The sequence below is a fragment of the Promicromonospora sp. CA-289599 genome (assembly GCF_050936155.1).
Classification (GTDB): domain Bacteria; phylum Actinomycetota; class Actinomycetes; order Actinomycetales; family Cellulomonadaceae; genus Promicromonospora.
The window spans coordinates 3,374,244-3,394,932 of the sequence record NZ_JBNJNI010000001.1; the positions used below are offsets into that span (position 1 = coordinate 3,374,244).

23 protein-coding genes and 3 tRNA genes are annotated in these 20,689 nt (G+C 70.7%); 14 read left to right on the forward strand and 12 right to left on the reverse strand.

What is annotated here, in order from left to right; genetic code table 11:
* Window positions 1–13: 13 nt before the first annotated feature.
* Entirely contained in the window at window positions 14–961 is a 948-nt protein-coding gene (locus ACQEVI_RS14930; protein WP_432900200.1) for a MerR family transcriptional regulator, read from the reverse strand.
* Between the two features lie 76 nt (window positions 962–1,037).
* Complete coding sequence (locus tag ACQEVI_RS14935; RefSeq protein WP_432900202.1) at window positions 1,038–2,540, reverse strand: MFS transporter; 1,503 nt, start codon at window positions 2,538–2,540, stop codon at window positions 1,038–1,040.
* A 99-nt stretch (window positions 2,541–2,639) separates the two neighbouring features.
* On the opposite strand from ACQEVI_RS14935, the gene ACQEVI_RS14940 reads away from it, so the two are divergent.
* The 3 genes from ACQEVI_RS14940 (at window position 2,640) to ACQEVI_RS14950 (ending at window position 5,195) form a co-directional block, all read left to right on the forward strand.
* Window positions 2,640–3,260, forward strand: a complete 621-nt coding sequence (locus tag ACQEVI_RS14940; RefSeq protein WP_432900204.1) for a TetR/AcrR family transcriptional regulator — start codon at window positions 2,640–2,642, stop codon at window positions 3,258–3,260.
* Between the two features lie 148 nt (window positions 3,261–3,408).
* A complete protein-coding gene (locus ACQEVI_RS14945; protein ID WP_432900206.1) occupies window positions 3,409–4,032 on the forward strand; it encodes a TetR/AcrR family transcriptional regulator in 624 nt (207 codons plus the stop codon).
* On the forward strand, window positions 4,029–5,195 hold the full coding sequence (locus ACQEVI_RS14950; RefSeq protein WP_432900208.1) for an FAD-dependent monooxygenase: 1,167 nt from the start codon (window positions 4,029–4,031) through the stop codon (window positions 5,193–5,195). Before ACQEVI_RS14945 ends, ACQEVI_RS14950 begins: the two co-directional genes overlap by 4 nt.
* 21 nt (window positions 5,196–5,216) lie before the next feature.
* Here the strand turns inward: ACQEVI_RS14950 and ACQEVI_RS14955 are convergent, their stop codons facing one another.
* Window positions 5,217–6,398 (reverse strand): DUF418 domain-containing protein, encoded by a 1,182-nt coding sequence (locus tag ACQEVI_RS14955; protein WP_432900210.1) that lies wholly within the window; start codon window positions 6,396–6,398, stop codon window positions 5,217–5,219.
* Window positions 6,399–6,402: 4 nt separating this feature from the next.
* A complete protein-coding gene (locus ACQEVI_RS14960; RefSeq protein WP_432900212.1) occupies window positions 6,403–6,678 on the reverse strand; it encodes an AbrB/MazE/SpoVT family DNA-binding domain-containing protein in 276 nt (91 codons plus the stop codon).
* Window positions 6,679–6,954: 276 nt separating this feature from the next.
* Between ACQEVI_RS14960 and ACQEVI_RS14965 the strand changes: the two genes are divergently transcribed.
* Window positions 6,955–7,836, forward strand: coding sequence for an HAD family hydrolase (locus ACQEVI_RS14965; RefSeq protein ID WP_432900214.1), 882 nt, complete (start codon window positions 6,955–6,957; stop codon window positions 7,834–7,836).
* A gap of 7 nt (window positions 7,837–7,843) precedes the next feature.
* Here the strand turns inward: ACQEVI_RS14965 and ACQEVI_RS14970 are convergent, their stop codons facing one another.
* The 3 genes from ACQEVI_RS14970 to ACQEVI_RS14980 are packed head-to-tail and all read right to left on the reverse strand — an operon-like array spanning window position 7,844 to window position 9,174.
* Window positions 7,844–8,212 carry an ArsR/SmtB family transcription factor gene (locus tag ACQEVI_RS14970; protein ID WP_432900216.1) on the reverse strand — a complete coding sequence of 123 codons (369 nt, stop codon included), beginning with the start codon at window positions 8,210–8,212 and terminating at the stop codon, window positions 7,844–7,846.
* Entirely contained in the window at window positions 8,209–8,670 is a 462-nt protein-coding gene (locus ACQEVI_RS14975; RefSeq protein WP_432900217.1) for an SRPBCC domain-containing protein, read from the reverse strand. Before ACQEVI_RS14975 ends, ACQEVI_RS14970 begins: the two co-directional genes overlap by 4 nt.
* 45 nt (window positions 8,671–8,715) lie before the next feature.
* On the reverse strand, window positions 8,716–9,174 hold the full coding sequence (locus tag ACQEVI_RS14980) for an SRPBCC family protein (protein ID WP_432900219.1): 459 nt from the start codon (window positions 9,172–9,174) through the stop codon (window positions 8,716–8,718).
* A 202-nt stretch (window positions 9,175–9,376) separates the two neighbouring features.
* Between ACQEVI_RS14980 and ACQEVI_RS14985 the strand changes: the two genes are divergently transcribed.
* The gene (locus ACQEVI_RS14985; RefSeq protein WP_432900221.1) at window positions 9,377–10,867 is read left to right on the forward strand and encodes a glycoside hydrolase family 43 protein; all 1,491 of its coding nucleotides are present in this window, start codon (window positions 9,377–9,379) and stop codon (window positions 10,865–10,867) included.
* A gap of 90 nt (window positions 10,868–10,957) precedes the next feature.
* Here the strand turns inward: ACQEVI_RS14985 and ACQEVI_RS14990 are convergent, their stop codons facing one another.
* The gene (locus ACQEVI_RS14990; protein ID WP_432900223.1) at window positions 10,958–11,893 is read right to left on the reverse strand and encodes a sigma-70 family RNA polymerase sigma factor; all 936 of its coding nucleotides are present in this window, start codon (window positions 11,891–11,893) and stop codon (window positions 10,958–10,960) included.
* A 93-nt stretch (window positions 11,894–11,986) separates the two neighbouring features.
* On the opposite strand from ACQEVI_RS14990, the gene ACQEVI_RS14995 reads away from it, so the two are divergent.
* Window positions 11,987–12,511: a carboxymuconolactone decarboxylase family protein gene (locus tag ACQEVI_RS14995; protein WP_432900225.1), complete on the forward strand. Its 525-nt coding sequence runs from the start codon at window positions 11,987–11,989 to the stop codon at window positions 12,509–12,511.
* 30 nt (window positions 12,512–12,541) lie between these two features.
* Here the strand turns inward: ACQEVI_RS14995 and ACQEVI_RS15000 are convergent, their stop codons facing one another.
* The 3 genes from ACQEVI_RS15000 to ACQEVI_RS15010 are packed head-to-tail and all read right to left on the reverse strand — an operon-like array spanning window position 12,542 to window position 15,215.
* The gene (locus ACQEVI_RS15000) at window positions 12,542–13,036 is read right to left on the reverse strand and encodes a hypothetical protein (RefSeq protein ID WP_432900227.1); all 495 of its coding nucleotides are present in this window, start codon (window positions 13,034–13,036) and stop codon (window positions 12,542–12,544) included.
* Window positions 13,023–14,525: an ATP-binding protein gene (locus ACQEVI_RS15005; protein ID WP_432900229.1), complete on the reverse strand. Its 1,503-nt coding sequence runs from the start codon at window positions 14,523–14,525 to the stop codon at window positions 13,023–13,025. Before ACQEVI_RS15005 ends, ACQEVI_RS15000 begins: the two co-directional genes overlap by 14 nt.
* Window positions 14,526–14,534: 9 nt before the next feature.
* Window positions 14,535–15,215: a response regulator gene (locus tag ACQEVI_RS15010; RefSeq protein ID WP_432900231.1), complete on the reverse strand. Its 681-nt coding sequence runs from the start codon at window positions 15,213–15,215 to the stop codon at window positions 14,535–14,537.
* Between the two features lie 112 nt (window positions 15,216–15,327).
* On the opposite strand from ACQEVI_RS15010, the gene ACQEVI_RS15015 reads away from it, so the two are divergent.
* Window positions 15,328–16,017 carry a polysaccharide deacetylase family protein gene (locus tag ACQEVI_RS15015; RefSeq protein WP_432900233.1) on the forward strand — a complete coding sequence of 230 codons (690 nt, stop codon included), beginning with the start codon at window positions 15,328–15,330 and terminating at the stop codon, window positions 16,015–16,017.
* Window positions 16,018–16,019: 2 nt separating this feature from the next.
* Entirely contained in the window at window positions 16,020–17,864 is a 1,845-nt protein-coding gene (locus ACQEVI_RS15020; RefSeq protein ID WP_432900235.1) for an acyltransferase family protein, read from the forward strand.
* Between the two features lie 67 nt (window positions 17,865–17,931).
* Here ACQEVI_RS15020 and rarD read toward each other — a convergent pair whose 3' ends face one another.
* Complete coding sequence (rarD, locus tag ACQEVI_RS15025; protein ID WP_432900237.1) at window positions 17,932–18,834, reverse strand: EamA family transporter RarD; 903 nt, start codon at window positions 18,832–18,834, stop codon at window positions 17,932–17,934.
* Window positions 18,835–18,961: 127 nt separating this feature from the next.
* Here rarD and ACQEVI_RS15030 point away from each other — a divergent pair.
* The 6 genes from ACQEVI_RS15030 (at window position 18,962) to ACQEVI_RS15055 (ending at window position 20,639) form a co-directional block, all read left to right on the forward strand.
* Window positions 18,962–19,043, forward strand: a tRNA-Tyr gene (locus ACQEVI_RS15030).
* A 180-nt stretch (window positions 19,044–19,223) separates the two neighbouring features.
* A tRNA-Thr gene (locus ACQEVI_RS15035) sits at window positions 19,224–19,296 on the forward strand.
* A gap of 85 nt (window positions 19,297–19,381) precedes the next feature.
* Window positions 19,382–19,458 (forward strand) — tRNA-Met (locus tag ACQEVI_RS15040).
* An 84-nt stretch (window positions 19,459–19,542) separates the two neighbouring features.
* Window positions 19,543–19,713 (forward strand): 50S ribosomal protein L33, encoded by a 171-nt coding sequence (gene rpmG / locus ACQEVI_RS15045; protein WP_013837798.1) that lies wholly within the window; start codon window positions 19,543–19,545, stop codon window positions 19,711–19,713.
* A 21-nt stretch (window positions 19,714–19,734) separates the two neighbouring features.
* Complete coding sequence (locus ACQEVI_RS15050; RefSeq protein WP_432900239.1) at window positions 19,735–20,220, forward strand: FAS1-like dehydratase domain-containing protein; 486 nt, start codon at window positions 19,735–19,737, stop codon at window positions 20,218–20,220.
* Window positions 20,217–20,639, forward strand: coding sequence for a MaoC/PaaZ C-terminal domain-containing protein (locus ACQEVI_RS15055; RefSeq protein ID WP_432900241.1), 423 nt, complete (start codon window positions 20,217–20,219; stop codon window positions 20,637–20,639). The genes ACQEVI_RS15050 and ACQEVI_RS15055 overlap by 4 nt, the downstream gene beginning before the upstream one ends.
* The last annotated feature ends 50 nt before the right edge of the window (window positions 20,640–20,689 follow it).

The window sequence follows — 20,689 nt, forward strand, 5'->3', positions numbered from 1 at the left end:
AGGGTTCGGTCTGTCAGGAAGCTGCTGCGAGCTCTCCGGCCAGCTGGATGCAGCGCAGGCGGGCAGGGGAGAAGTCGTAGGGCATCTTTCCGGTGGCCTCGAACGCGCTCATGGACCCCGGTTCCCTGTCGGAGCTCCGGTCGGCCTCGCCCTCGTCAGCGGCAGGAGGGTGCAGGGCATCCCAGGCGTCGAAGAGCGCATCGTCCTCCGCCGCCAGGCCGGAGTCCTCGATGACCGCTTCCAGCGCCTTCTCGAAGGCGTGCCGTTCGGCGGCTACCTGAGCGACGCGGGGGTCGTCGACGGCGACCGTGTCGTCGAGTGCCTCCTCGGCGGCATCGACGCGGTCGGACTCCTCCCGCAGCTCCGGATGGGTGGCCAGGGCGATGTAACGAGTGGCGTTGACGGCCGCACCCAGCGGGCCGAAGATCCGCTCGATGACCAGCATGTTGTCCAGGTCCGCCTGGCGCAGGGAGCCCTCGGGCAGGTTCTTGAGTCGGCTGGTGACGAAGTCGGAGAGCAGGCCCATCCTGCTGCCCTCGGTGCGCATGCGCTGCACGGCGGTCCGCTGCCGCCGCAGCTCTGCTTCCTGGGCGACGAGCGTCTCCTCCAGCCGTTCCAGGATGCCCGCGATGCCGTGGTCGCCGTCGGCACCTGCCGGGGCCGAGGCAGGAGCGGCACCGGCAGGGGCCGTGTCGGCGAAGGCGGCACGGATGTCGTCCAGCGCGATCCCGGCGTCGGCCATCTTGCGGATCCACAGCAGCCGGATCATGTCCTCGTAGCCGTACCGGCGGCGGTCGTCACCGCCCCGCTCGGGCTCGGGAAGGAGACCGATCTCGTGGTAGTGCCGGATCGCCCGCGGTGTGGTGCCGACGAAGGCCGCCGCGTCGCCGATCTTGACCTGGCGCGGCGGGATGAAGGACGAGTACATGAGTGTGGAGCCTTCCTCGGTGGGGCGGGACATGAGTCCACGGGACCACATGCCGCTACGGAAGATGCAACTCCGGGCCTACGCGAGGGCACTCGATGACGCTTCGGTGTCAGGCGACCGGTAGCGGGTCGGGCACGCGCTCGGCCGGGGCAGCGGCTGGCGGCTGGGCGAGCGACAGACCGTCGCCCCGGCGACGGAACAGCAGCGCCGACAGCACCGCACCCACGGCGAAGAACCCGGCACCCCACCAGTACGCGGTCGAGTAGCTGGTGATCGCCGCCTGTACGCCGACCGCCTCGGTGACCGGCGCGTGGGCCGCGAGGTAGTCGGCCGCGGCGGTTGCGGCCAGGGTGTTGAGCAGCGCCGTGCCGATCGAGCCACCCACCTGCTGGCTCGTGTTCACCATCGCGGACGCGACACCGGCGAACTGCCGGTCCACCCCGAGCGTGGCGGTCTGCATCGACGCGGGCATGATCGTGCCCATGGCGAAGCCGATGATCATCAGCGGCACCAGGACGTGCGGCGCGTAGGTGCTCGAGGCGTCCAGGAACGTCAGGTAGAACATGCCGATCGCGCCGAGCGTCATGCCGGTCGGCACCATGAGCTTGGGCCCGAACCGGGGCACGAACAGGTTGGTGCCGAGCTGTGCGGCGAGCACGAGCATCCCGATCATGGGCAGGAACGACAGGCCCGTCTGGATCGGTGAGTACCCGAGCGTGAGCTGCAGGTAGTAGGTGACGAAGAGGAAGATGCCGAACATCCCCGCGCCCGCGATCAGCACCGAGAGGTACGCGGCGCCCCGGTTCCGGTCGAGGACTATCGAGAGCGGCAGCAGCGGGTGGGCCGCCCGCGCCTGCCAGACGACGAACGCCGTCAGTAGCACGGCAGCGCCCGCCAGCATGCCCCAGGTCAGGGGAGCGTCCCAGCCGCCGGTCTCGGCGTTGGAGAAGCCGTAGACGAGGCCGAAGAGCGCGCCCGACACGAGCAGCGTCCCCGGGACGTCCAGCCTAGGCCGCGGGCCGGTCCGCGTGACGCGGGGTATGAAGACAAAGGCGCCGACGAGGGCGATCGCGGCGATGAAGACGTTGATGTAGAGGTTCCAGCGCCAGTCGAGAGCCTCCGTCAGGACACCGCCGAGCAGCAGCCCGACGGCGCCACCGGCCCCGGCGATCGCGCCGAAGACGCCGAAGGCGCGGGCGCGTTCCCTCGGGACGGTGAAGGTGGTCGTCAGCACGGCGAGCGCGGTGGGGGCGAGCAGCGCGCCGAACACGCCCTGCAGCGCGCGGGCGGCGACCAGCAGCTCGAACGAGCCTGCCGCACCGCCGAGGGCCGAGGCGACGGCGAAGCCGATGAGGCCGATGACGAAGGTGCGCTTGCGGCCGATGAGGTCGGAGAGGCGCCCGCCGAGCAGCAGCAGGCTGGCGAAGGCGAGGGAGTAGGCGGTGATGACCCACTGGCGCTGACCGTCCGAGAAGCTGAGGTCGGCCTGGGCCGACGGGAGCGCGATGTTCACGACTGTCGCATCGAGCACGACCATGAGCTGTGCGAGCCCGACCACGACGAGCGTGATCCAGCGCCGACGGTCGGTCGCGGGTGTTGAGGTATCGGACATGCCTGCCACCATATACGGTACTGAGTAGTTCCGGATATGGCTGGTTCAATAATTAACCCAACGGTAAGGTCGAGTCCGACAGAGAGGAGGGCGGCTGCGATGGCGCAGATCGAGCAGGCCGAGGTGAAGCCCCGGCTCGGGCGCAAGCGGGACCACACCCGCGACCCCGAGATCCTGGACGTCGCGCTCGACGTCCTGGCGGAGACCGGCTACGACGGGATGACCATCGACATGGTCGCGACGCGCGCCAAGGCGGGCAAGGCGACGCTCTACCGCCGGTGGCCGTCCAAGTCCGACCTGGTCCTCGACGCGGTCGCCTGCATGAAGGGCAGGGACCTCGACCTCGACAGCCTGCCCGACACCGGGACGCTGCGCGGTGACCTGGTGGCGATGATCAAGCCGCCGAGCATCCGCGACAGCGAACGCAAGCTCAAGGTGATGGCCGGGATCGTCTCCATGATCGCCCGCAACCCCGAGATGGCCGACGCCGCGCACGAGGCGCTGGTCGAGCCGCGTGCCGCCGTCAACCGCATCCTCTTCCGACGGGCGATCGACCGGGGCGAGATCCCGGCGGACGTCGACGTCGAGAAGCTCTGCATGATCGGCCCGGCGCTGGTCGCGTACCGGGTGCTCATGCTGCGCACGCCCGTCGACCGGGAGTTCCTGGTCGCGAACATCGACGAGGTGATCCTGCCCGCCGCCGGACTGCGAGCCGCCTGAGCCGGTGCACCTGGACGGCGGGATCCTCCTCGGCGCCCTCTTCGGGCTGATCTTCGTGAGCGCGATCCTCCGATCCAACCCGTATGCATAGGCGCAGGTAGCGGATATGGTTGGTCAATCGTCCAAGACGATCGACCAAGGAGCGTGGATGTCGGGGCAGACCAACGCCGAACGCGGACGTGAGGTGCGCGGCCGGCTGCTGACCGCCGCGCGGGAGCTCATCGCCGAGGTGGGCTGGAGCGGCGTGAGCACACGGGTGCTGGCCGAGCGTGCGGGCGTGCGATACGGGCTCGTCCACTACCACTTCGAGTCGCTCCAGGCCTTGCTGCGTCAGGCCACCCTGGAGGCGATGGCCGGCATGCTCGACGGCACGGCCGCCCAGCTGAGCGAGGCCGTGAGCCCGGCCGACGGCGTCGACGCGATGCTGACGGAGCTCGACCGCTACAACGGCTCCGACCCCGCTTCGCTGCTCTTCGTCGAGGGCTACCTCGCCGCCACGCGGGACGACGAGCTGCACGCACGCATGGGCGAGCTCGTGGCGAGGTTCCGGACCGCACTCACCACAGCCTTTGCCGACGCCGGGCATCCGTCCCCGGACGCGGCGGCGCGGCTGGTCATGGCCGTCTTCGACGGGTTCATCCTGCACAAGGGGCTGGATCCGGAGCTGACGGGCGCCCGGATCGCGCCCCTCCTGCGCACGCTGACCGGCCCGGCACCGGCGGCGCTCCCGACAGCCGCGACATCCGCCGAACCGAACGGAGCGCAACGATGAGAGCAGTGATCAGCGGCGCCGGCATCGCAGGCCTCGCACTGGCCAACCGACTGCACCACCACGGCTGGGTGGTGCACGTCGTCGATCGCGCGCCCGGCCCACGTGCTCAGGGCTACATGATCGACTTCTTCGGCCCGGGGTTCGAGGCGATCACCGCGATGGGCCTGGAGCCGAGGCTGCGTGAGCTCGCGAGCCCCGTCCAGGAGTTCAGCTATATCGACGCCCGCGGCCGCACCACGGTGAGCGTCGACTACGCCCTCTTCGCCAAGGCGGTCGACGGCGGCATGGTCAGCATCATGCGGCCGGCGCTCGAGCGGCTGCTCCGCGAATCGACGGCGGGCGCGATCGACCTGCGCTACGGCACCACTGTCGACCGGATCGCCGACGGCACCGTAGAGCTCTCCGACACCACGACCCTGGAGGCTGACCTGATCGTCGGGGCCGACGGCGTCCACTCCGGCGTCCGCTCGCTGACCTTCGGCGCCGAACGTGACGACCTCCGCTACCTCGGCATGCAGACCGGTGCGTTCGTGTTCACCGATCCGACGGTGTTCGAGCAGGTCCGCGGCAGGTTCGTGCTCACCGAGACGCTCAACCGCCAGCTGGGCTTCTATGGGCTCGACGGCGGCCGTGTCGCCGTCTTCACGGTGTTCCGCACCGACGACCGCGCACTGCCCGACGATCCGCGCGCAGCGCTCCGCCGCACCTTCAGCGGCATGGGTGACCTGGCAGAACGGGCCCTCGCGCAGTGCCCGCCGTCCGACGAGATCTACTACGACCAGGTGGCCCAGATCGACACGCCGCGCTGGACCGACGGGCGGGTGGCGCTCGTGGGTGACGCCGCCCACGCGGTCTCGCTGGTCGCCGGCCAGGGCGCGTCCCTCGGCGTCGCGGGCGCGTACGTGCTGGCTGAACGTCTGCAGGCCGCGTCGTCCGTGCCCGAAGGGCTTGCCGACTACGAACGGCGCTGGCGCCCGGTCGTCACCGACGTCCAGGAGGCAGCTCGGGACCGCGTCACCGAGTGGTTCGTGCCGACCCGGATGGCAACTCTCCTGCTGCGCCGGTGGGGGTTCCGTGCCATGCGGCTGCCGGGCCTCGACCGCATCCTCGTCGGACCGCTGTTCCCCAAGGGTCGCCGATCGGTGGTCGAGCTCAGCAGGTGATCGGCCCGGACTGTTCCTGGCTCACCGGGCAGCGGGCCTCGCCTGCGGGTATGACAGCCGGCGCAGCATGATCTCCGCAGGCCCGCGGTACCCGGCCCTGCGCATCAGCTCGGCGACGATCACCGAGACCACCCAGGTGGCGATCGCGATGACGGTGGCGCCCGCGAGCCCCGTCCGGTCCTCCAGCCCCATGCCGAAGGGCGCGAAGACCGCGACCCACACCACGGTCTGGAACAGGTACATGCTCATCGACCGCTGGCCGAGTGCCTGAACGGCGGTCGTCAGCCGGCCGGGGCGGTCGGCCACCGCGAGTGCGACCAGTGCGATGAACCCGGCCAGCGCGATTCCGCCCGCATAGCCGGTGAGCGGCTGAGCTGTGGCGGCGGTCAGCACGACGACCGGGTTCTCGTTCGACCACGCCCCGAGCTCGAGCAGCACGGCAGGGAGCGCGCCGAGGACCGACGCCACCGTGGCGGCTACCGAGAATCGCCAGAGGAGCGCGCGGTGGTTCTCCGGTTCGTCCAGGACTCGGCGTCGCGCCACCCACATCCCGAACACGACCCCGGGAATGACCAGCAGGACGCCGATGACCAGCCCGTACGGCCAGCCCGCCATCCGGTCGCCGAGAGCCTCGACCCAGTCACGGTCGCCGATGGCCATGCTGCCCACGGTGTAGCTCGAGACGCCCTGCGACAGCGGGAGCCACATGCCGAGGGCAGCCGCCGCCGTCGCCGGGATCATCGTCACCCCGGTCATCCAGAGCAGGGTGGAGTCCTTGGCACGCAGCAGCCCGACGAGCAGCAGCCCGGCGATCCCGTACGGAGCCAGGATGTCGAGCGGCGTGAAGAGCAGCACGTGGGTAGAACCGATGGCGACGAGCCACCACCCTCGGCGCCGCACCAGCGTGCGGACGTCGGTCCAGCTCGCGCCGCGGGCCTGCTGCCGGTTCATCAGCTGGACGAGGGCATAACCGAAGAGGAACGCGAACAGCGGCCGCGCGTGGTTGTGCACGAAGAGCAGATGGAAGACCTTCGTGACCTCGTTGACCACCTCGGGCCCACGGTCGATCGCGGACACGAACAGCGGGGCGTGCGCGAACGCGATGAGCAGCAGCATGCCGCCCCGAGCCAGGTCCGGTGCCAGCGCCCTGCGGGCTGTCCGTGCGACCGTGACCGACGGTGGTGACGTGCTCGGGTTTTCCATGTGGCTACTCCGCCTCGTCCGTGCCGTCGTTGGCGTGCTGCTGGATCATCTCGAGCAGCGTGGACGAGCCCTGCAGGGTGCGCATCAGCGTGTCGACGGTCATCAGGGCGAGACCCTGCTCGGGGTCGGCAAGCACCAGCAGCTTGTCGCCCGCTTCGATCCCCAGGTCGCGCCGGGCCTGGGCCGGGATCGCGATCTGCCCCCGCTCGCTCACCGTCACCGAACCGTAGAAGCCGCGGCCTCCAGGACCGTACTTCGCTGGACTCTTGTCGCCGGCCACCGCATGCCTCCCACGCTCGAGTGCCTGTCCTCAGTCTGCGGTACACGTTACAACATGTAAATCATGTAGAACGTGTCGGGCGACCTCCTTGTTGCGCCGCGCGCCGCGTCTAGGGTGTGCGTACGTACCTGGACCGGAGGAGGCCGAGATGGGCGTCGTCACGTCGCGCGCGCTGAGACACGAGGTGAGCACGGTCAGACGGGTTGCCCACCTGATGCGGAACATGGCGAACCTCCAGCCGATGAGCGTTCCGCTCACGAACCCATGGGCCGAGCGGTGACCCGCCTTCCCCGCGTCGTCGCCACCGACCTGGACGGCACGCTGCTCGACAGTCGCGGCCAGGTCTCGGACCGCACGCGGAACGTCCTCGCCGACCTGGACGCGGCAGGTGTCGAGGTGGTCTTCGTGACCGCTCGTCCGCCGCGCTGGCTCACCCACCTCGCCGACACCGTGGGTGGCCACGGTCGGGTCATCTGCATCGGCGGTGCCTGCGTGCTGGACCTCGCCTCCGGCGAGACGCTCGACACCTGCGGGTTCGACGACGACGCCGTGCGCGCCGTGGTGACCGGGATCCGGGCCGCACTGCCGCACGCGGCGCTCGCCTTCGAGCGGCCCGACGGTGTCGTGTTCGATCCGCACTACCCGAACCGGGAGCCGGCGCTCGACCCCGGCCTGTGGTCCGTGCCGGTCGAGGACACGCTCGGTGTCCTCGGAACGCCCGGGCCGGTGTCGAAGATCCTCGCGCTCGACCCCGCCTACATCCCGCCGCCCGGCATCCTCCTCGACCCACCGGACGAGATCCGGCTCGCGCAGGAGCAGTTCTTCGCCGCGGTCCGGGGCGCCGTGGGGCCGCACGCGCAGCTCGCGTACTCGGGCGCCGTCGGCCTGGCCGAGCTGATGCCGCCCGGCGTCGACAAGGCCGCTGCTCTGGCCCGCTGGTGCACGCGGCTCGGCGTCGACGCCTCCGACGTCTGGGCCTTCGGCGACATGCCCAACGACCTGCCGATGCTCACCTGGGCGGGCCGCGGCATCGCCGTCGCGAACGCCCACCGTGACGTACTGGCGAGCGCGGACGCCGTCGTCGGGCACCATGACGCCGACGGCGTGGCCGAAGAGCTGGCGACCGTGCTGGACGGAGCTCTCCGGCCGCGTCGGTGAACGTGGCTCAGGGGGACGGTTCCCTGCCGGCCCGGGCCGCACCGGTGGCCTCGCGCTGGATGCGTTCGGCGATCCGGCGGATGCGGCCGAGGCGGCCGTCCCAGGCCGTGCCGACCTCCATGAGCTGCCCCACGGCCCGGGCGAGCTGCGCCTGGTCGACGCGGTACAGCTTCTCCCGGCCCGCCGTGGTGCCGTGCACCAGGCCGGCCTCGTTCAGCACGCCGAGGTGTTTCGCCACGGCCTGCCGGGTCACGGGCAGCCGCTCGCTGAGGCTCGTCGCCGTCCCGTGCCCGTCGCTCAGCAGCAGGTCGATCAGGCGCCGACGGGTCGGGTCCCCGATCGCCGACCAGAGGTCGTCGTCCACCGCCAGGCTCATGTGCTCGCGCCCACCGTCGCGGCGTACGTGCTGAGCTTCGGCAGGAAGTGGTCCCAGCCGGTGCTGTGGTCGGCGTGCTGGGCGGCGGCCTTCGCCTCGTCCCAGCCGCGTTCACGGAAGCCGCTCTCGGTGAACTTCAGGAGCGTGCCGCCGCCCGAGGGCGCCAGCTCGAAGACGACCAGGTTCGAGTTCCCCTCGCCGGCCACCTCCCCCTCCTCGTGGGTCCAGCGGAACGAGAAGTGCGTGTACGGCACCGCGTCGGCGACCGTGAGCTGAGCCTTGTGGCCGTCCTGGGCGAGGTCCCCGAAGCCGACCCAGCCCGGTTTCCCGGGCTCGGGGCCGAACTCTGCCTCGTCGGACCACCACTCCCGCACGTGCTCGGGATTGCTCACCACGTCGAAGACGACCTCGGGTGAGGCCTCGATGTAGATCTCTCGCTCGATCGTGCCGTACTCCATCGCCGACCAACCTTTCGCTGTGTCCGGGTGCAAGAAGACCATGTGTCAGTGCCAGTTGCTGATCTGCACGTCGTGCGGCGACGGCTCGCCCGTGCCGGTCTCGACGAACTGCTTGAGGCTCATCAGGAAGGTGGCCCATTTGGTGCTGCAGTGGTTCATGAACTCCACCGGCTCCTTCCAGCCGGTGTGGCCGAACAGCACGATCGTGAACCCGTCCTCCTTCTTGAGGTCGAAGTGGATGTGCGTGCCGATCCACTCGTCGGGCCCACCGGTGACCAGCCAGTCCACCGACCCGGCCGGGTCGAGCTCCGTGATCTCGAGCTCGAAGGCCCCGAGCCGCTTCCCGGCGGCGTCGGCGAAGGTCGTCGTGAGCGTGCTGCCGACCGTGCCTTCGCCCGTCGTGTCCTTCGTCCACCAGCTTGCGACGCCGTGTGGTGTCGCGATTGCGTCGTAGACCTTCTCCAGCGGCGCCAGCGCGCCGACCCGGTGCAGGATGTCCACCATCTCGGTTCCTCCAACGTCATGTAGTGCAACCTTTGGTTGCGGGTGACTCTACGACGCCGAATCGCATCGCGCAACCTTCGGTTGCACAAGCGACGAGGGGCGGTTTTGGCGAGGCTCGTGTGAGCGCTAACATCAGCCAGTTCGCGTACGACGCCGGGTGATGACGCCCGTCTGCCACACAAGGTCCTCGAAGGAGAGAACCATGAGAAGCTCACCACTGACCGCGCTCGCCGTCGCACTCCCGCGGCGCACGATGAGGACGACCATCGCGATGCTCGTCGCCGTGGCGCTGCTGACCAGCACCTGGGCGATTGCCACCGCCCAGCGTGCGGCCGCCCTCGACCCGTTCACCGGCTATCTGATGGCCCACTTCACCGGCGAGTCCACCAGCGGTGAGCAGATCTACCTCGCCCACAGCACCGACGGCCTGAACTGGAGTGACCTGAACAACGGCGCACCGGTGGTGGAGTCGACGGTCGGTACCCGCGGTGTCCGGGACCCCGCGATCGTCCGCTCACCGCAGGGCGACAGGTACTGGATCATCGCGACGGACCTGCGCATCGCGAGCGGGACGTCCTGGTCGGACGCCGCCAACCGGGGCAGCAGGTCGCTCGTCGTCTGGGAGTCCACCAACCTCGTGGACTGGTCCGAGCCCCGCCTCGTCGACGTCGCGAGCGGCATCCCGGGCGCGGGCAACGCGTGGGCGCCCGAGGCGATCTACGACCCCGCCACCGGCGACTACGTCGTCTACTGGGCGACGAACGCGCCCCGCGACGGCGTCACCAAGCACCGCATCTACTACTCGCGCACCAGCGACTTCCGGACCTTCAGCACCGCGCAGCTCTACATCGACCGCCCCAGCAGCACGCAGGGCATCATCGACACCCAGATCGTGGAGTCCCCGACGAGTGTCGGCGGCTACCGGTACTACCGCGCCTCCGCCGACGGCCACATCACCATCGAGGGCAGCAACTCGATCCTCGGCACGTGGACCACCATCGGGAACCTGTCCCACATGGGCATCTCCAACGGCACCGGCGGCGGGAACGTCGTCGAGGGGCCGATGTGGATGCCGTTCAACAACGGCACCTCCTGGGGGCTCTGGCTCGACCAGTACGCCACCGGCCGCGGCTACATGCCCATCCGATCGACCAACCTCGGCAGCACCCAGAACTTCCAGACGGTGAGCTCCTACGACCTGGGCGACACGCGGAAGCGGCACGGATCGATCCTGCAGATCACCGGGGCCGAGCAGAGCCGGGTCCTCGGCCGCTGGGCGAGCACGGCGATTACCCGCGTCCAGTCGTACAACTTCCAGGACCGGTACCTGCGCCACGCCAACTACGACGTGCGTATCGACCCCAACGTGTCACCTGCCCAGGACGGCCAGTGGCGGATCGTCCCGGGCCTGGCCGGCAGCGGCACCGTCTCGTTCCAGTCCGTGAACCACCCCGACCACTACCTGCGGCACTGGGACTACGACCTCAGGCTGGAGCGCTATGACGGCACGTCGACCTTCCGGTCGGACGCCAGCTTCAAGGCAGTCCCTGGCCTGGCCTCGTCCTCCTGGACGTCCTACCAGTCGTACAACTTCCCTGACCGGTACCTCAGGCACTACGGCTATGTGCTCCGGCTCGACACGATCACCGACTCGAACGGGCGCGCGGACGCAACCTTCCGCGCGGTGAGCTGACCCCCTGACCCTTGCTGTGAGCGCGACCGTTGCGCCTACGCGCCCGTCCTGGCCGCAACGGTCGCGCTCACAACGAGGGCCGGTTGTTCCTCAGCCCAGCAGCTCCACACCCAGCACGGCGATGGCGGCCGGGTCGCCGACGAGGTCGACGGAGGCGATACGCCCGTCGTGCACGACCACCGCGAACACGGCGCGCGGCGTGCCGCCCGGCGCCCACGTGAACCCGACGGACCCACCGACGAGCGCGGGCACGGCGCCTCCCGCCCGACCCCGGAACGACTCCGCGACCGCCGCGGCCCCGCGCACCTCGCGCGCCAGCAGGGGAGCGCCCTTGTCGGCGGACGCCGCCGCCGTCTCGACGGCGGACTGGTCGGCCCGCAGGACCACGTCCGGTGCGAGCACCGCCAGCAGGCCCGCGAGGTCACCCGTGCGGGACGCCGTGAGGAACGCCTCGACCACCTGCCGGTCGGTCCGGGTCTCGGCGTTGGTCCGGGAGCCGACTCCGGCGGCGTCCTGAGCCGCCGCACCGGACTGCACCCGCCGCCGGCCGCGGCTCGCGAGCTGACGGGACGCGGCGACCGAGCGGCCCAGCACCGGCGCGATCTGCTCGTACGGGACGGCGAACAGGTCGTGCAGCACGAACGCCAGGCGTTCGGCCGGGTCGAGGCTCTGCAGCACTATCTGCATGGCCAGCCCGACGACGTCGGCCAGCTCGGCCTCCCGTGCGGGGTCTGGGGCGTCGTCGTGCGGAAGCTCGGGCCCGGGGTCATCGGGCAGGCCCGTCGGCAGCGGGGCCTCGCGACGGGTCGACCGGGAGCGGAGCATGTCCAGGCAGATCCGGCCGGTGACGGTGGTCAGCCAGGCGGCGAGGTTGTCGATCCCGGCGTCGCCGGTGCGGCTCAGCCGCAGCCAGGCCTCCTGCAGCGCGTCGTCCGCGTCGTCGGGATTGCCGAGCATGCGGTACGCGACCGCACGCAGGCGGGGTCGGTGCCGCTCGAAGGCGGTGGCCAGCTCGTCGGGGTTCATCCGTCACATCCTCGTTCTCGGGGTCGTCAGGAGTGTGACGGCGCGCAGGGCGCCGATGTGACCGGCCGGCACCCCGGCCATGACGAGAGGGCCATGATGACCACCGAGACCACCACGCACGACTTCGCCCCCGAGGCGTCCACGACCCCGCACCTGCGGACGCTGACCTCCCGGATGGCGAGCCCGGCACTGCTCGTGCCGGGCGCGATGAAGCACCTGGCCGCGCTGGGGCAGCTGGTCCACGGGCAGGGTGTCCCGGCGACCACGCTCGAGCTGGTGCACCTCCGCGCCAGCCAGATCAACGGCTGCGGCTGGTGCATCGACTACGGGATGCGGCAGGCGCGCAAGGCCGGCGAGTCGGAGGACCGCCTCGCCTCGGTCTCCGCCTGGCGCGAGTCGCCCTACCTGTCCGACGCCGAGTGCGCGGCGCTCGAGCTCGCCGAGGCCGTGACGCGGCTCGCCGACAGCCCGGACCCGGTGCCCGACGCCGTCTGGGCGCGTGCGTCGGAGCACTACGACGAGCAGGGGCTCGCCGCGCTGGTGCTCCACGTCGGGGTGACCAACCTCTACAACCGTCTGAACGTGACGACCCGCCAGGTCACCGGCACCGGCTACTGATCAGCGGCGGATCGACCGATGGCAGCCTTCTCACCCGATGACCGGGCACGGACGCGTGACGACGTCACCGTGGGTCGGCCGGACCGATATCGCCACGTCGTCGACGTCCCGGCCCGAGGCTGCGACCACGGCGGCGGCGGTGCAGATGACCTGGTCGACGCCGACATCGCTGATCTCGGTGCTGCTCAGCGGTAGGTAGATCGTCACGTAGTCCCCGGCGTCCTCGACCATCGTCCTGGTGCTGGTCGGCGGGATCTCGCTGTGCAGACCCTCCTCCGTCGGGTCGGCGTCAGCCATCAGCAGCTGGATCGCACTCACCACGGTTCCCAGGCGGCCGGTCTCCCGCACGTCCGGCCGGAGCCCGCCGTCGTCGTCGACGAAGTAGAGGGTAGGGCCTACCGCCAGGCCGGTGGGCGCCTCGCCGCCGTCCTCGACACCGCTCGTTCCGACGCCGCAGCCGCTGGTCACGAGCGCGGCCGCCAGGACGACAGCCGCTGCGCCGCGGGTGGTCCTATGCGTGCTCATCATTCTCCTCCTGCCGTTCGGCGGGCCCGGCACCTGATCCCGTGTCGAGCTGCCGCGGCAGCCGGAGGACGAACCGGGCCCCCGCCCCCTCGCTGTTGCCGGCGGACACACTGCCGCCGTGCAGCTGGGCGTTGACCAGGGTGATCGCCAGGCCGAGCCCGCTGCCGTCCGAACGGGACCGGGACGAGTCGGCCTTGTAGAAGCGCGTGAAGAGCTGGTCGGTATCGATGTCGGTGGGCAGGCCCGGACCGTGGTCGGTCACGATCACCAGCACGTCGTCCGACTCGCTCAGCACGTCGACGACGACCGGCCGACTGCCGTGTCGCAGGGCGTTGCCCACGAGGTTGGCCACCGAGATGTCCAGCCTGCGCACGTCGACGCGGGCGAGCACCGGCCCGGCCGGCACGAGGTCGACGTCGTCGCCCCAGCCGCGAGTGCGAACGGTGTCGGCGACGACGTGCGCGACGTCGACCAGCTCCAGCCGGAGCGCGACGGCGCCGGCGTCGAGCCGAGAGAGCTCCAGGAGGTCCTCCGCCAGGCGGGCCAGCTTCCGGGTGCGGTCGACGGCCATCGCCGCCATCTCCCGCTCCTCGGGCGGCCGGTCCCTGGCGTCGGCCTCCAGGATCTCCATGATCGAGGTGAGGGCCATGATCGGCGTCCGCAGCTCGTGGGAGACCTCGGCGACGAACCGCCGGGCCTCCGCCTCCCGGTGCCGCAGCTCGCCGACGGACCGTTCGAGCGCGGCCGCCGTGTGGTTGAACGTGGTCGCGAGATCGGCCAGCTCGTCTCTGCCGGACGGCGTGAGCCGGGTGCTGAGGTTCCCCTCCGCGAGCTGGTTGGCGGAGTGTGCGAGCCGCTGGATCGGGCGCAGCACGCTGCGGGAGACCAGGAGTGCGAGCACCACGGCCAGCGGGAGAGCGGCGCCGATGGTCAGCAGGACGATCCTGGTCCACCGGTCGAGCTGTTCCTGGGTCTGGGCCAGGTCCTGCACCACGTAGACCCGGATACCCGAGTCGTGCCGGCTGCCGTCGACGTCGGTGCGGACGATCGGGGTGCCCAGCACCAGCTGGGGGCCTGAGTCGTCGACCACCCGCTGCACGGTGAACCGGTCGCTGTCCGCGACGGCGGCGCGCATCTCGTCGCCGATCACGCCCAGAGAGCTGCCGGAGGCGGCGGTCAGGTCCTCGTAGGTGACCATCGATTCCTCGCCGAGCGAGGTCCGCAGCCGGTCGAGCGCCCGCTGATCGGGCGGGTACTCCACCTCCGGGGCCAGGCGGGTGATCTGGTCGCGGACGGAGTCGACGGCGCGCCGCTGAGTCTCCTCCACGAGCGAGGCACGGGCGGCCACGTACCCCGCGGCGGACGCAGCGGCGGCCGCACCCATCGCCACCAGCACGAACGCGACGACGACCCGTGCTCGCAGGCTTCGCGGCCACCAGCTTCGGGACTGCCGGCGCCACGGCCACCACGGGAGACCGCTGCCGCGCATCCGGGGCACCTACAGCGGGCCGAACCGGTAGCCGAAGCCCCGGACGGTCTGGATGAACACGGGCGCCGCGGCGTCGGGCTCGATCTTGGCACGCAGCCGCTGCACACCGTTGTCCACCAGTCGGGAGTCGCCGAGATAGCTGTGCTCCCACACGGACTCCAGCAGCTGCTGCCTGCTCAGCACCTGCCCGGGGGAGCCGGAGAGCTCCAGCAGCAGCCGCAGCTCCGTCGGCGTCATCGCCACCTCGTCGCCGGCGCGGGTCACGGTCATCGACGCCCGGTCGATGGCCAGGTCGCCGTGGACCGACGTCGACGGGCCGGGCCGGGCCGTCGCCCCGCGGCGGAGCACCGCCCGGATCCTGGCGTCGATGACGCGAGGCTCGACGGGCTTGACCACGTAGTCGTCGGCACCCGCCTCCAGGCCGCTGACCACGTCGATGTCGTCGCCGCGGGCGGTCAGCATGACTATCGGGACGGTCCCCCCTGCGCGGATCCGGCGGCACACCTCGAAACCGTCCATCCCCGGCAGCATGAGGTCGAGCACCACCAGCTCGAGGGAGTGCTCCCGGAACAGCTCGAGCCCGTCCTCGCCGGAGGGCGCGGAGGCGACGTCGTGCCCGTACCTGCCGAGCGCCTTGGCGAGGCTGATCCGGACCGAGTGGTCGTCCTCGATCAACAGGATGCGGGACATGGTTCAAGTATCGAGGAGGCCTTGTCGTCCGGCCACGCCGTCGGACGGTCTGCGACACGGCTGCGACATTCCGGGGACGGGACCGGGACGTCGCGCCGGGAACGTCTGATGCATGAACCGAACTCGACGACTCCTGACCGCCGGGGCCGCCCTTGTGCTGGCCTCCGCCGGCTACACGGCGTACAGCGCCCTCGGCCCGACCATCGCCGCCGGCAGCGACGGACCCGCCGACGGCGCAGGGAGTGCCGGCAAGGTGCTCTACCTGACGTTCGACGACGGCCCAGGTGACGAGACCATGGAGGTCCTGGACGTGCTGCGCGAGCACGACGCCAAGGCCGTGTTCTTCGCGCTGGGCCAGAACCTGGCGGCCAACACCGACCTGGGGCGCCGGATAGTGGCCGAGGGCCACGTCCTCGCGAACCACACCTGGACCCACGAGGACCTCACCGGCCTCGACGCGAACGGCCGCGAGCACGAGCTCGGGCATACCTCCGACCTGCTCGACAGCCTGGGCTCCGACAGCCCGTGCGTGCGCCCGCCGTACGGCTCGACCGACGACGACGTGGCGCGCGACCTCACCGCGCGCGGCATGTCACAGGTGCTGTGGAACATCGACACCGAGGACTGGACCCGGCCCGGTGCCGCCGTCATCGCCGACCGGCTGATGCAGGCCGGGAGCGGGGACGTCGTCCTCATGCACGACGGCGGCAGCGACCGGACGCAGACCGTCGAGGCGCTCCGCCAGGCCCTCCCACGGCTGGCCGCCGAGGGCTACTCGTTCGACGTCGTCCCGGGGTGCTGAACATGGACCGCAGCGTGCCGCACCTGCCCGCCCTGGACGGCCTGCGCGGAGTGGCGATCCTCGGCGTCCTGCTGTTCCACGCGGGTCACCTCGGTGGCGGGTTTCTCGGCGTCGACCTGTTCTTCGCCCTGTCCGGCTATCTGATCACCGACCTGCTCCTGCGCGAGATCAGGGTCACCGGCACGGTGTCGCTCACAGCGTTCTGGGGACGCCGCGTCCGCCGTCTGCTACCCGCGCTGGCGGTCCTCCTGGTCGGCGCCACCGGCCTCGTCTGGGCGCTCGGCGACGCCGACCTGTGGCGCACCGCGCTGACGGACGGGCCGTGGGTACAGGCGAACCTGGTCAACTGGCACCTGCTCGGGCAGTCCGCCGGCTACTGGGAAGGGCTCGGCGAGGGCCGGCTCTTCGGGCATCTGTGGAGCATCGCCGTCGAGGAGCAGTTCTACCTGGTCTGGCCGGTGGTGATCCTCCTCCTCGCCCGCCGGTCACGGCGGGTGGAGACGTGGGTGGCCTGGACGGCCGTCGTCGTGTCGGTAGCCTCCCTGCTCCTCATGCTCGTGCTGGTGGAGCCTGCTGACACGACCCGCGTCTACACCGGCACCGACACCCGGGCCTTCTCCCTGATGCTGGGTGCCCTCGTCGCGACCGGCCCGGTACGGCAGCTGCTGGAGCGCGCGGCCGGCAGGTGGGCCGGCGTCGTGCTGGGGCTGCTGGTCGCCGTCCTCGCGGTCCTCTGGTGGGCGGCCGACGGCGAGGCGACGCCGTGGCTGTTCCAGGGCGGGCTGTTCGCGCACTCGCTGGTCGCCGCGCTGGTGGTCGCGCTGTGCGTCCGGGCGCCGGGCAGCTTGCTCGCGCGGGGGTTCGGGTGGCGGCCGCTCCGCGGGCTGGGCCTCATCTCCTACAGCCTGTACCTGTGGCACTGGCCGGTCTTCCTGCTGCTTTCCGAACAACGCCTCGGGATGACCGGGTGGACCCGCACGGCGATCGTCTGCGCGGTTTCCATCGCGCTGGCGACACTGTCCACCGCCCTTGTCGAGAACCCCGTCCGGTTCCGGGCCGGCTGGGCTCATGGACGGTCGGGGCTGGTGGCTTGCGTCGCGGTGATGACCGCGCTCGCCCTGTTCTGGGTGGTGGTTCCCCGTCCGCCGGTGGCCGAGGTCGACGCGGGTGCTGTGGGCTCCGACGTCGGCCCGGGCTCCGGGGCAGAGCTGTCCACGGTCCTGTTCATGGGCGACTCGATCGCAGCAGGGGAGGCGCTGCCCCTGGACGCCGCGATGACGGCCGGAGGACTCACCCTGGAGTCGATCGCCGCCGACGGTGGTGGGGGCGTTGTCGGGCCGCTCGCCGATTCGACGTGGGCCGAGCTGCCCGGCGTGATCGCGTCCGTCGAGCCCGACGTGATCGTCTACCAGATCACCACCTACGACTGGGGTACCCCGCAGGAACAGCGCGACGGCTACGAGCGCCTGGCGACGACCGCCGCGGACGCCGGGGCCGATCTCGTGCTCGTCCCGTTCCCGCCGATCCGGCCGGACGACTTCTACGCGCCGCACATGGCGGAGCTCGACCGGACGGACGACATCGCCCGGGAGGTCGCGGCGGGTTCGGGCGGGCAGGCGGTGCTGCTCGACAGCACCGCCGTGTGGGGCGACACCTACCAGCAGTACCGCGACGGCGAGCCCGATCGGAGCGACGACGGCATCCACACCTGCCAGCAGGGCGCGGCCCGGTTCGCCGGCTGGCTGCTGGGCGAGCTGGCGCAGCGGTACTCCGGTTTCGTCCCTGCGCACCCGCGGGAGTGGGTCGACGCCGGCTGGGCGGCTGACGACCGCTTCAAGGGCTGCTGAGAGCCCCGTCGGTCGAGCTTGGCCTCCACCGGTCGAGCTTGTCGAGACCCGGCAAGCTCGACCGGCCTCACCCCAGCCCTGGCCGCGGCGCCCGCCGAGCCTGCCGGATCCCGTCCACGGTGAGCAGCACCAGCGCCACCCACACCAGCACGAACCCGGCCCAGCGCGCGGCGGGCATGTGCTCCCCGAAGACGAGCAGCCCCACCAGGAACTGGATGGCGGGAGCCAGGTACTGCAGCATGCCGACGACGGACAGGGGCAGACGCCGCGCCGCCGCGCCGAACAGGAGCAGAGGCAGGGCCGTCACGATGCCGGCCGACATGAGCAGCAGCGCGTGCCCGGTGCCGTGCCCGACGAACGTCCCGGAGCTGCCGAGCCAGAGGAGGTAGGCGAGCGCGAGCGGGGTCGCGACCGCCGTCTCGACGGCCAGACCGGGCAGCGCCGCGACGGTGCGGCCCACGCGGTTCTTCACGAGCCCGTACAGGCCGAACGACAGAGCGAGGCACAACGAGATCCAGGGCAGGCCGCCCAGCCCGGTGGACAGCACGACCACCGACGCTGCGCCGAAGGCGATCGCGATCCACTGCGCTGGCCGCAGCCGTTCCCGTAGCACCAGCACGCCGAGCAGCACGGTGACGATCGGGTTGATGAAGTAGCCAAGGGCGGCGTCGAGCACGCGGTCGCTGAGCACGGCGTACACGTAGACGACCCAGTTGACGACGATCAGCGCTGCCGCGACGACGAACGTGCCAAGGATGCGCGGCGAACGCAGGGCGGTGCGGAAGTCGCCCAGCTGGCGCAGCGCGGCGAGCGCGATCAGGCAGAAGAGCAGGCTCCACACGATGCGGTGGGCCACGATCTCCAGGGCACCCGCCGGCTGCAGCAGCGGGAAGAACAGCGGCATCCCGCCCCAGAGCAGGTAGGCCCCGATGCCGAGGGGCAGCCCCCAGCGATCTTGTTGTTGTGTCACGCCGTCACGATAGGTCCCCGCCCGTCGGCCCGGATCACGGCGAGCCCTGTGGGGCGCGTCACCAGGCCGAGGCCTCTTTTCGATTTCTCGCGGGGGCCGGTTGGGGGCTATGGTTGGGTCCGTTCGCGGCGGATTACCCGAGCGGCCAAAGGGGGCTGACTGTAAATCAGCTGGCACAGCCTACGGGGGTTCGAATCCCTCATCCGCCACCGCGACGAACAGGGCGTCATCCTCAGGGATGGCGCCCTGTTCTCGTTCCCGGCCGAGTTCGGCGCAACCGTCCAGGGCGGTCCACGGCGCGCTCCACCAGGGCTCCTGGGCGACGCGGCACAACTCACACCCGATTCGATTTCACGCCAGGCCGGAGGGCATGTAGAGTCTTCCTCGCCGCCCCGATAGCTCAGTCGGCAGAGCGTCTCCATGGTAAGGAGAAGGTCAAGGGTTCGATTCCCTTTCGGGGCTCTGTGATCGACGCGGGGTCGTCCGTTTCTCTCCAGTGATACTGGGGAGGGAACAACGGCGGACGGCCTCGCGTTCAGTCACGCGCGGCGGGGTAGCTCAGCTGGTCAGAGCGCACGACTCATAATCGTGAGGTCGCGGGTTCGAGCCCCGCCCTCGCTACCAAGCAAGTACATCCGTTCGGCGTCCCTATGTCGGACGACGAGAAGACACATGGCGCCTCCCTCTCGAGGCGCGGAGGTGAGAGCCATGGCAAGCAAGAGTGCGGATGTCCGCCCGAAGATCACGCTCGCGTGCGTGGACTGCAAGGAGCGGAACTACATCACCAAGAAGAACCGTCGTAACGACCCCGACCGCCTGGAGCTGGCGAAGTTCTGCCCGCGCTGTGGCAAGCACACGTCGCACCGCGAGACTCGCTGAGTCTCGGTAGCTCACACCGACGTGGCGAACGCTGACTTCGAGGGCCGGGTCTACCCGGCCAACGCTCCCTACTCCGTAGGCCGCGAGAAGATCCGCGAGTTCGCCAGTGCTGTCGGTGCCACGCACCCCGCGCACCACGATCTCGTGGCGGCGCGGGGTTCTGGCTATCAGGACCTGGTCGCCCCGCCGACGTTCGCCGTCGTCGTCGCGCAGCGTGCCGAGTCGCAGTACATCAGCGACCCCGAGGCCGACATCGACTTCTCCCGTGTGGTGCACGCGGACGAACGCTTCACGCACCACCGCCCGATCGTCGCAGGCGACGAGCTGACGACGGTGCTGCACGTGGACCGGATCGTCTCCCGCGGGGCCATCAGCATGGTGACCACCCGCTGCGAGATCTACGCGGTACCGGAGAACATCGAGGTGCCGTCTCCCGAGGCCGACAGCCTCGGCGAGCCCGTCGCCACCGTCACGTCCACCCTGGCGATCCGAGGTGCTGACGCATGAGCCGCCCCGATATCGCCGACCTCGCAGTGGGCGACGTGATCGGCACGCGCACGGTCACCTTCGACCGCGCGGCCCTCGTCCGCTATGCGGGTGCGAGCGGTGACCTCAACCCGATCCACTGGAACGACAAGTTCGCAGTGGGTGCGGGCCTGCCCGGCGTGATCGCGCACGGCATGCTCACCATGGGCACCGTCGTCGGCCTGGTCTCGGACTGGGCGGGCGATCCGGGGGTCGTCGTCGACTACCAGACACGGTTCACCAAGCCCGTCGAGGTGCCCAACCCGGGCAGCGCGTCGATCGACGTCACGGGCACCATCGGTGTGATCGACACCGAGGCCGGCACCGTCCGCGTGGACATCGCCGTCACCGTCGACGGGGCAAAGGTCCTGGGTCGCACCCAGGCGATCGTCCGCCTCTGACGCTCCGGGTTTTTAGCCCGCAGGTCTTCTCATGCGCCCCCGGATCGGGT

What these genes read in the sequence shown, in the direction of transcription:
- ACQEVI_RS14940 (WP_432900204.1), top strand. Translation starts at nt 2,640, where the DNA reads ATGGCGCAGATCGAGCAGGCCGAGGTGAAGCCCCGGCTCGGGCGCAAG.
- ACQEVI_RS15015 (WP_432900233.1), top strand. Translation starts at nt 15,328, where the DNA reads ATGAACCGAACTCGACGACTCCTGACCGCCGGGGCCGCCCTTGTGCTG.
- ACQEVI_RS15055 (WP_432900241.1), top strand. Translation starts at nt 20,217, where the DNA reads ATGAGCCGCCCCGATATCGCCGACCTCGCAGTGGGCGACGTGATCGGC.
- ACQEVI_RS15020 (WP_432900235.1), top strand. Translation starts at nt 16,020, where the DNA reads ATGGACCGCAGCGTGCCGCACCTGCCCGCCCTGGACGGCCTGCGCGGA.
- ACQEVI_RS15010 (WP_432900231.1), bottom strand. Translation starts at nt 15,215, where the DNA reads ATGTCCCGCATCCTGTTGATCGAGGACGACCACTCGGTCCGGATCAGC.
- ACQEVI_RS14950 (WP_432900208.1), top strand. Translation starts at nt 4,029, where the DNA reads ATGAGAGCAGTGATCAGCGGCGCCGGCATCGCAGGCCTCGCACTGGCC.
- ACQEVI_RS14990 (WP_432900223.1), bottom strand. Translation starts at nt 11,893, where the DNA reads ATGAACCCCGACGAGCTGGCCACCGCCTTCGAGCGGCACCGACCCCGC.
- ACQEVI_RS14970 (WP_432900216.1), bottom strand. Translation starts at nt 8,212, where the DNA reads ATGAGCCTGGCGGTGGACGACGACCTCTGGTCGGCGATCGGGGACCCG.
- ACQEVI_RS14935 (WP_432900202.1), bottom strand. Translation starts at nt 2,540, where the DNA reads ATGTCCGATACCTCAACACCCGCGACCGACCGTCGGCGCTGGATCACG.
- ACQEVI_RS14945 (WP_432900206.1), top strand. Translation starts at nt 3,409, where the DNA reads ATGTCGGGGCAGACCAACGCCGAACGCGGACGTGAGGTGCGCGGCCGG.
- ACQEVI_RS14955 (WP_432900210.1), bottom strand. Translation starts at nt 6,398, where the DNA reads ATGGAAAACCCGAGCACGTCACCACCGTCGGTCACGGTCGCACGGACA.
- rpmG (WP_013837798.1), top strand. Translation starts at nt 19,543, where the DNA reads ATGGCAAGCAAGAGTGCGGATGTCCGCCCGAAGATCACGCTCGCGTGC.
- ACQEVI_RS14995 (WP_432900225.1), top strand. Translation starts at nt 11,987, where the DNA reads ATGATGACCACCGAGACCACCACGCACGACTTCGCCCCCGAGGCGTCC.
- ACQEVI_RS14930 (WP_432900200.1), bottom strand. Translation starts at nt 961, where the DNA reads ATGTCCCGCCCCACCGAGGAAGGCTCCACACTCATGTACTCGTCCTTC.
- ACQEVI_RS14975 (WP_432900217.1), bottom strand. Translation starts at nt 8,670, where the DNA reads ATGGAGTACGGCACGATCGAGCGAGAGATCTACATCGAGGCCTCACCC.
- ACQEVI_RS14980 (WP_432900219.1), bottom strand. Translation starts at nt 9,174, where the DNA reads ATGGTGGACATCCTGCACCGGGTCGGCGCGCTGGCGCCGCTGGAGAAG.
- ACQEVI_RS15000 (WP_432900227.1), bottom strand. Translation starts at nt 13,036, where the DNA reads ATGAGCACGCATAGGACCACCCGCGGCGCAGCGGCTGTCGTCCTGGCG.
- ACQEVI_RS14985 (WP_432900221.1), top strand. Translation starts at nt 9,377, where the DNA reads ATGAGAAGCTCACCACTGACCGCGCTCGCCGTCGCACTCCCGCGGCGC.
- ACQEVI_RS15005 (WP_432900229.1), bottom strand. Translation starts at nt 14,525, where the DNA reads ATGCGCGGCAGCGGTCTCCCGTGGTGGCCGTGGCGCCGGCAGTCCCGA.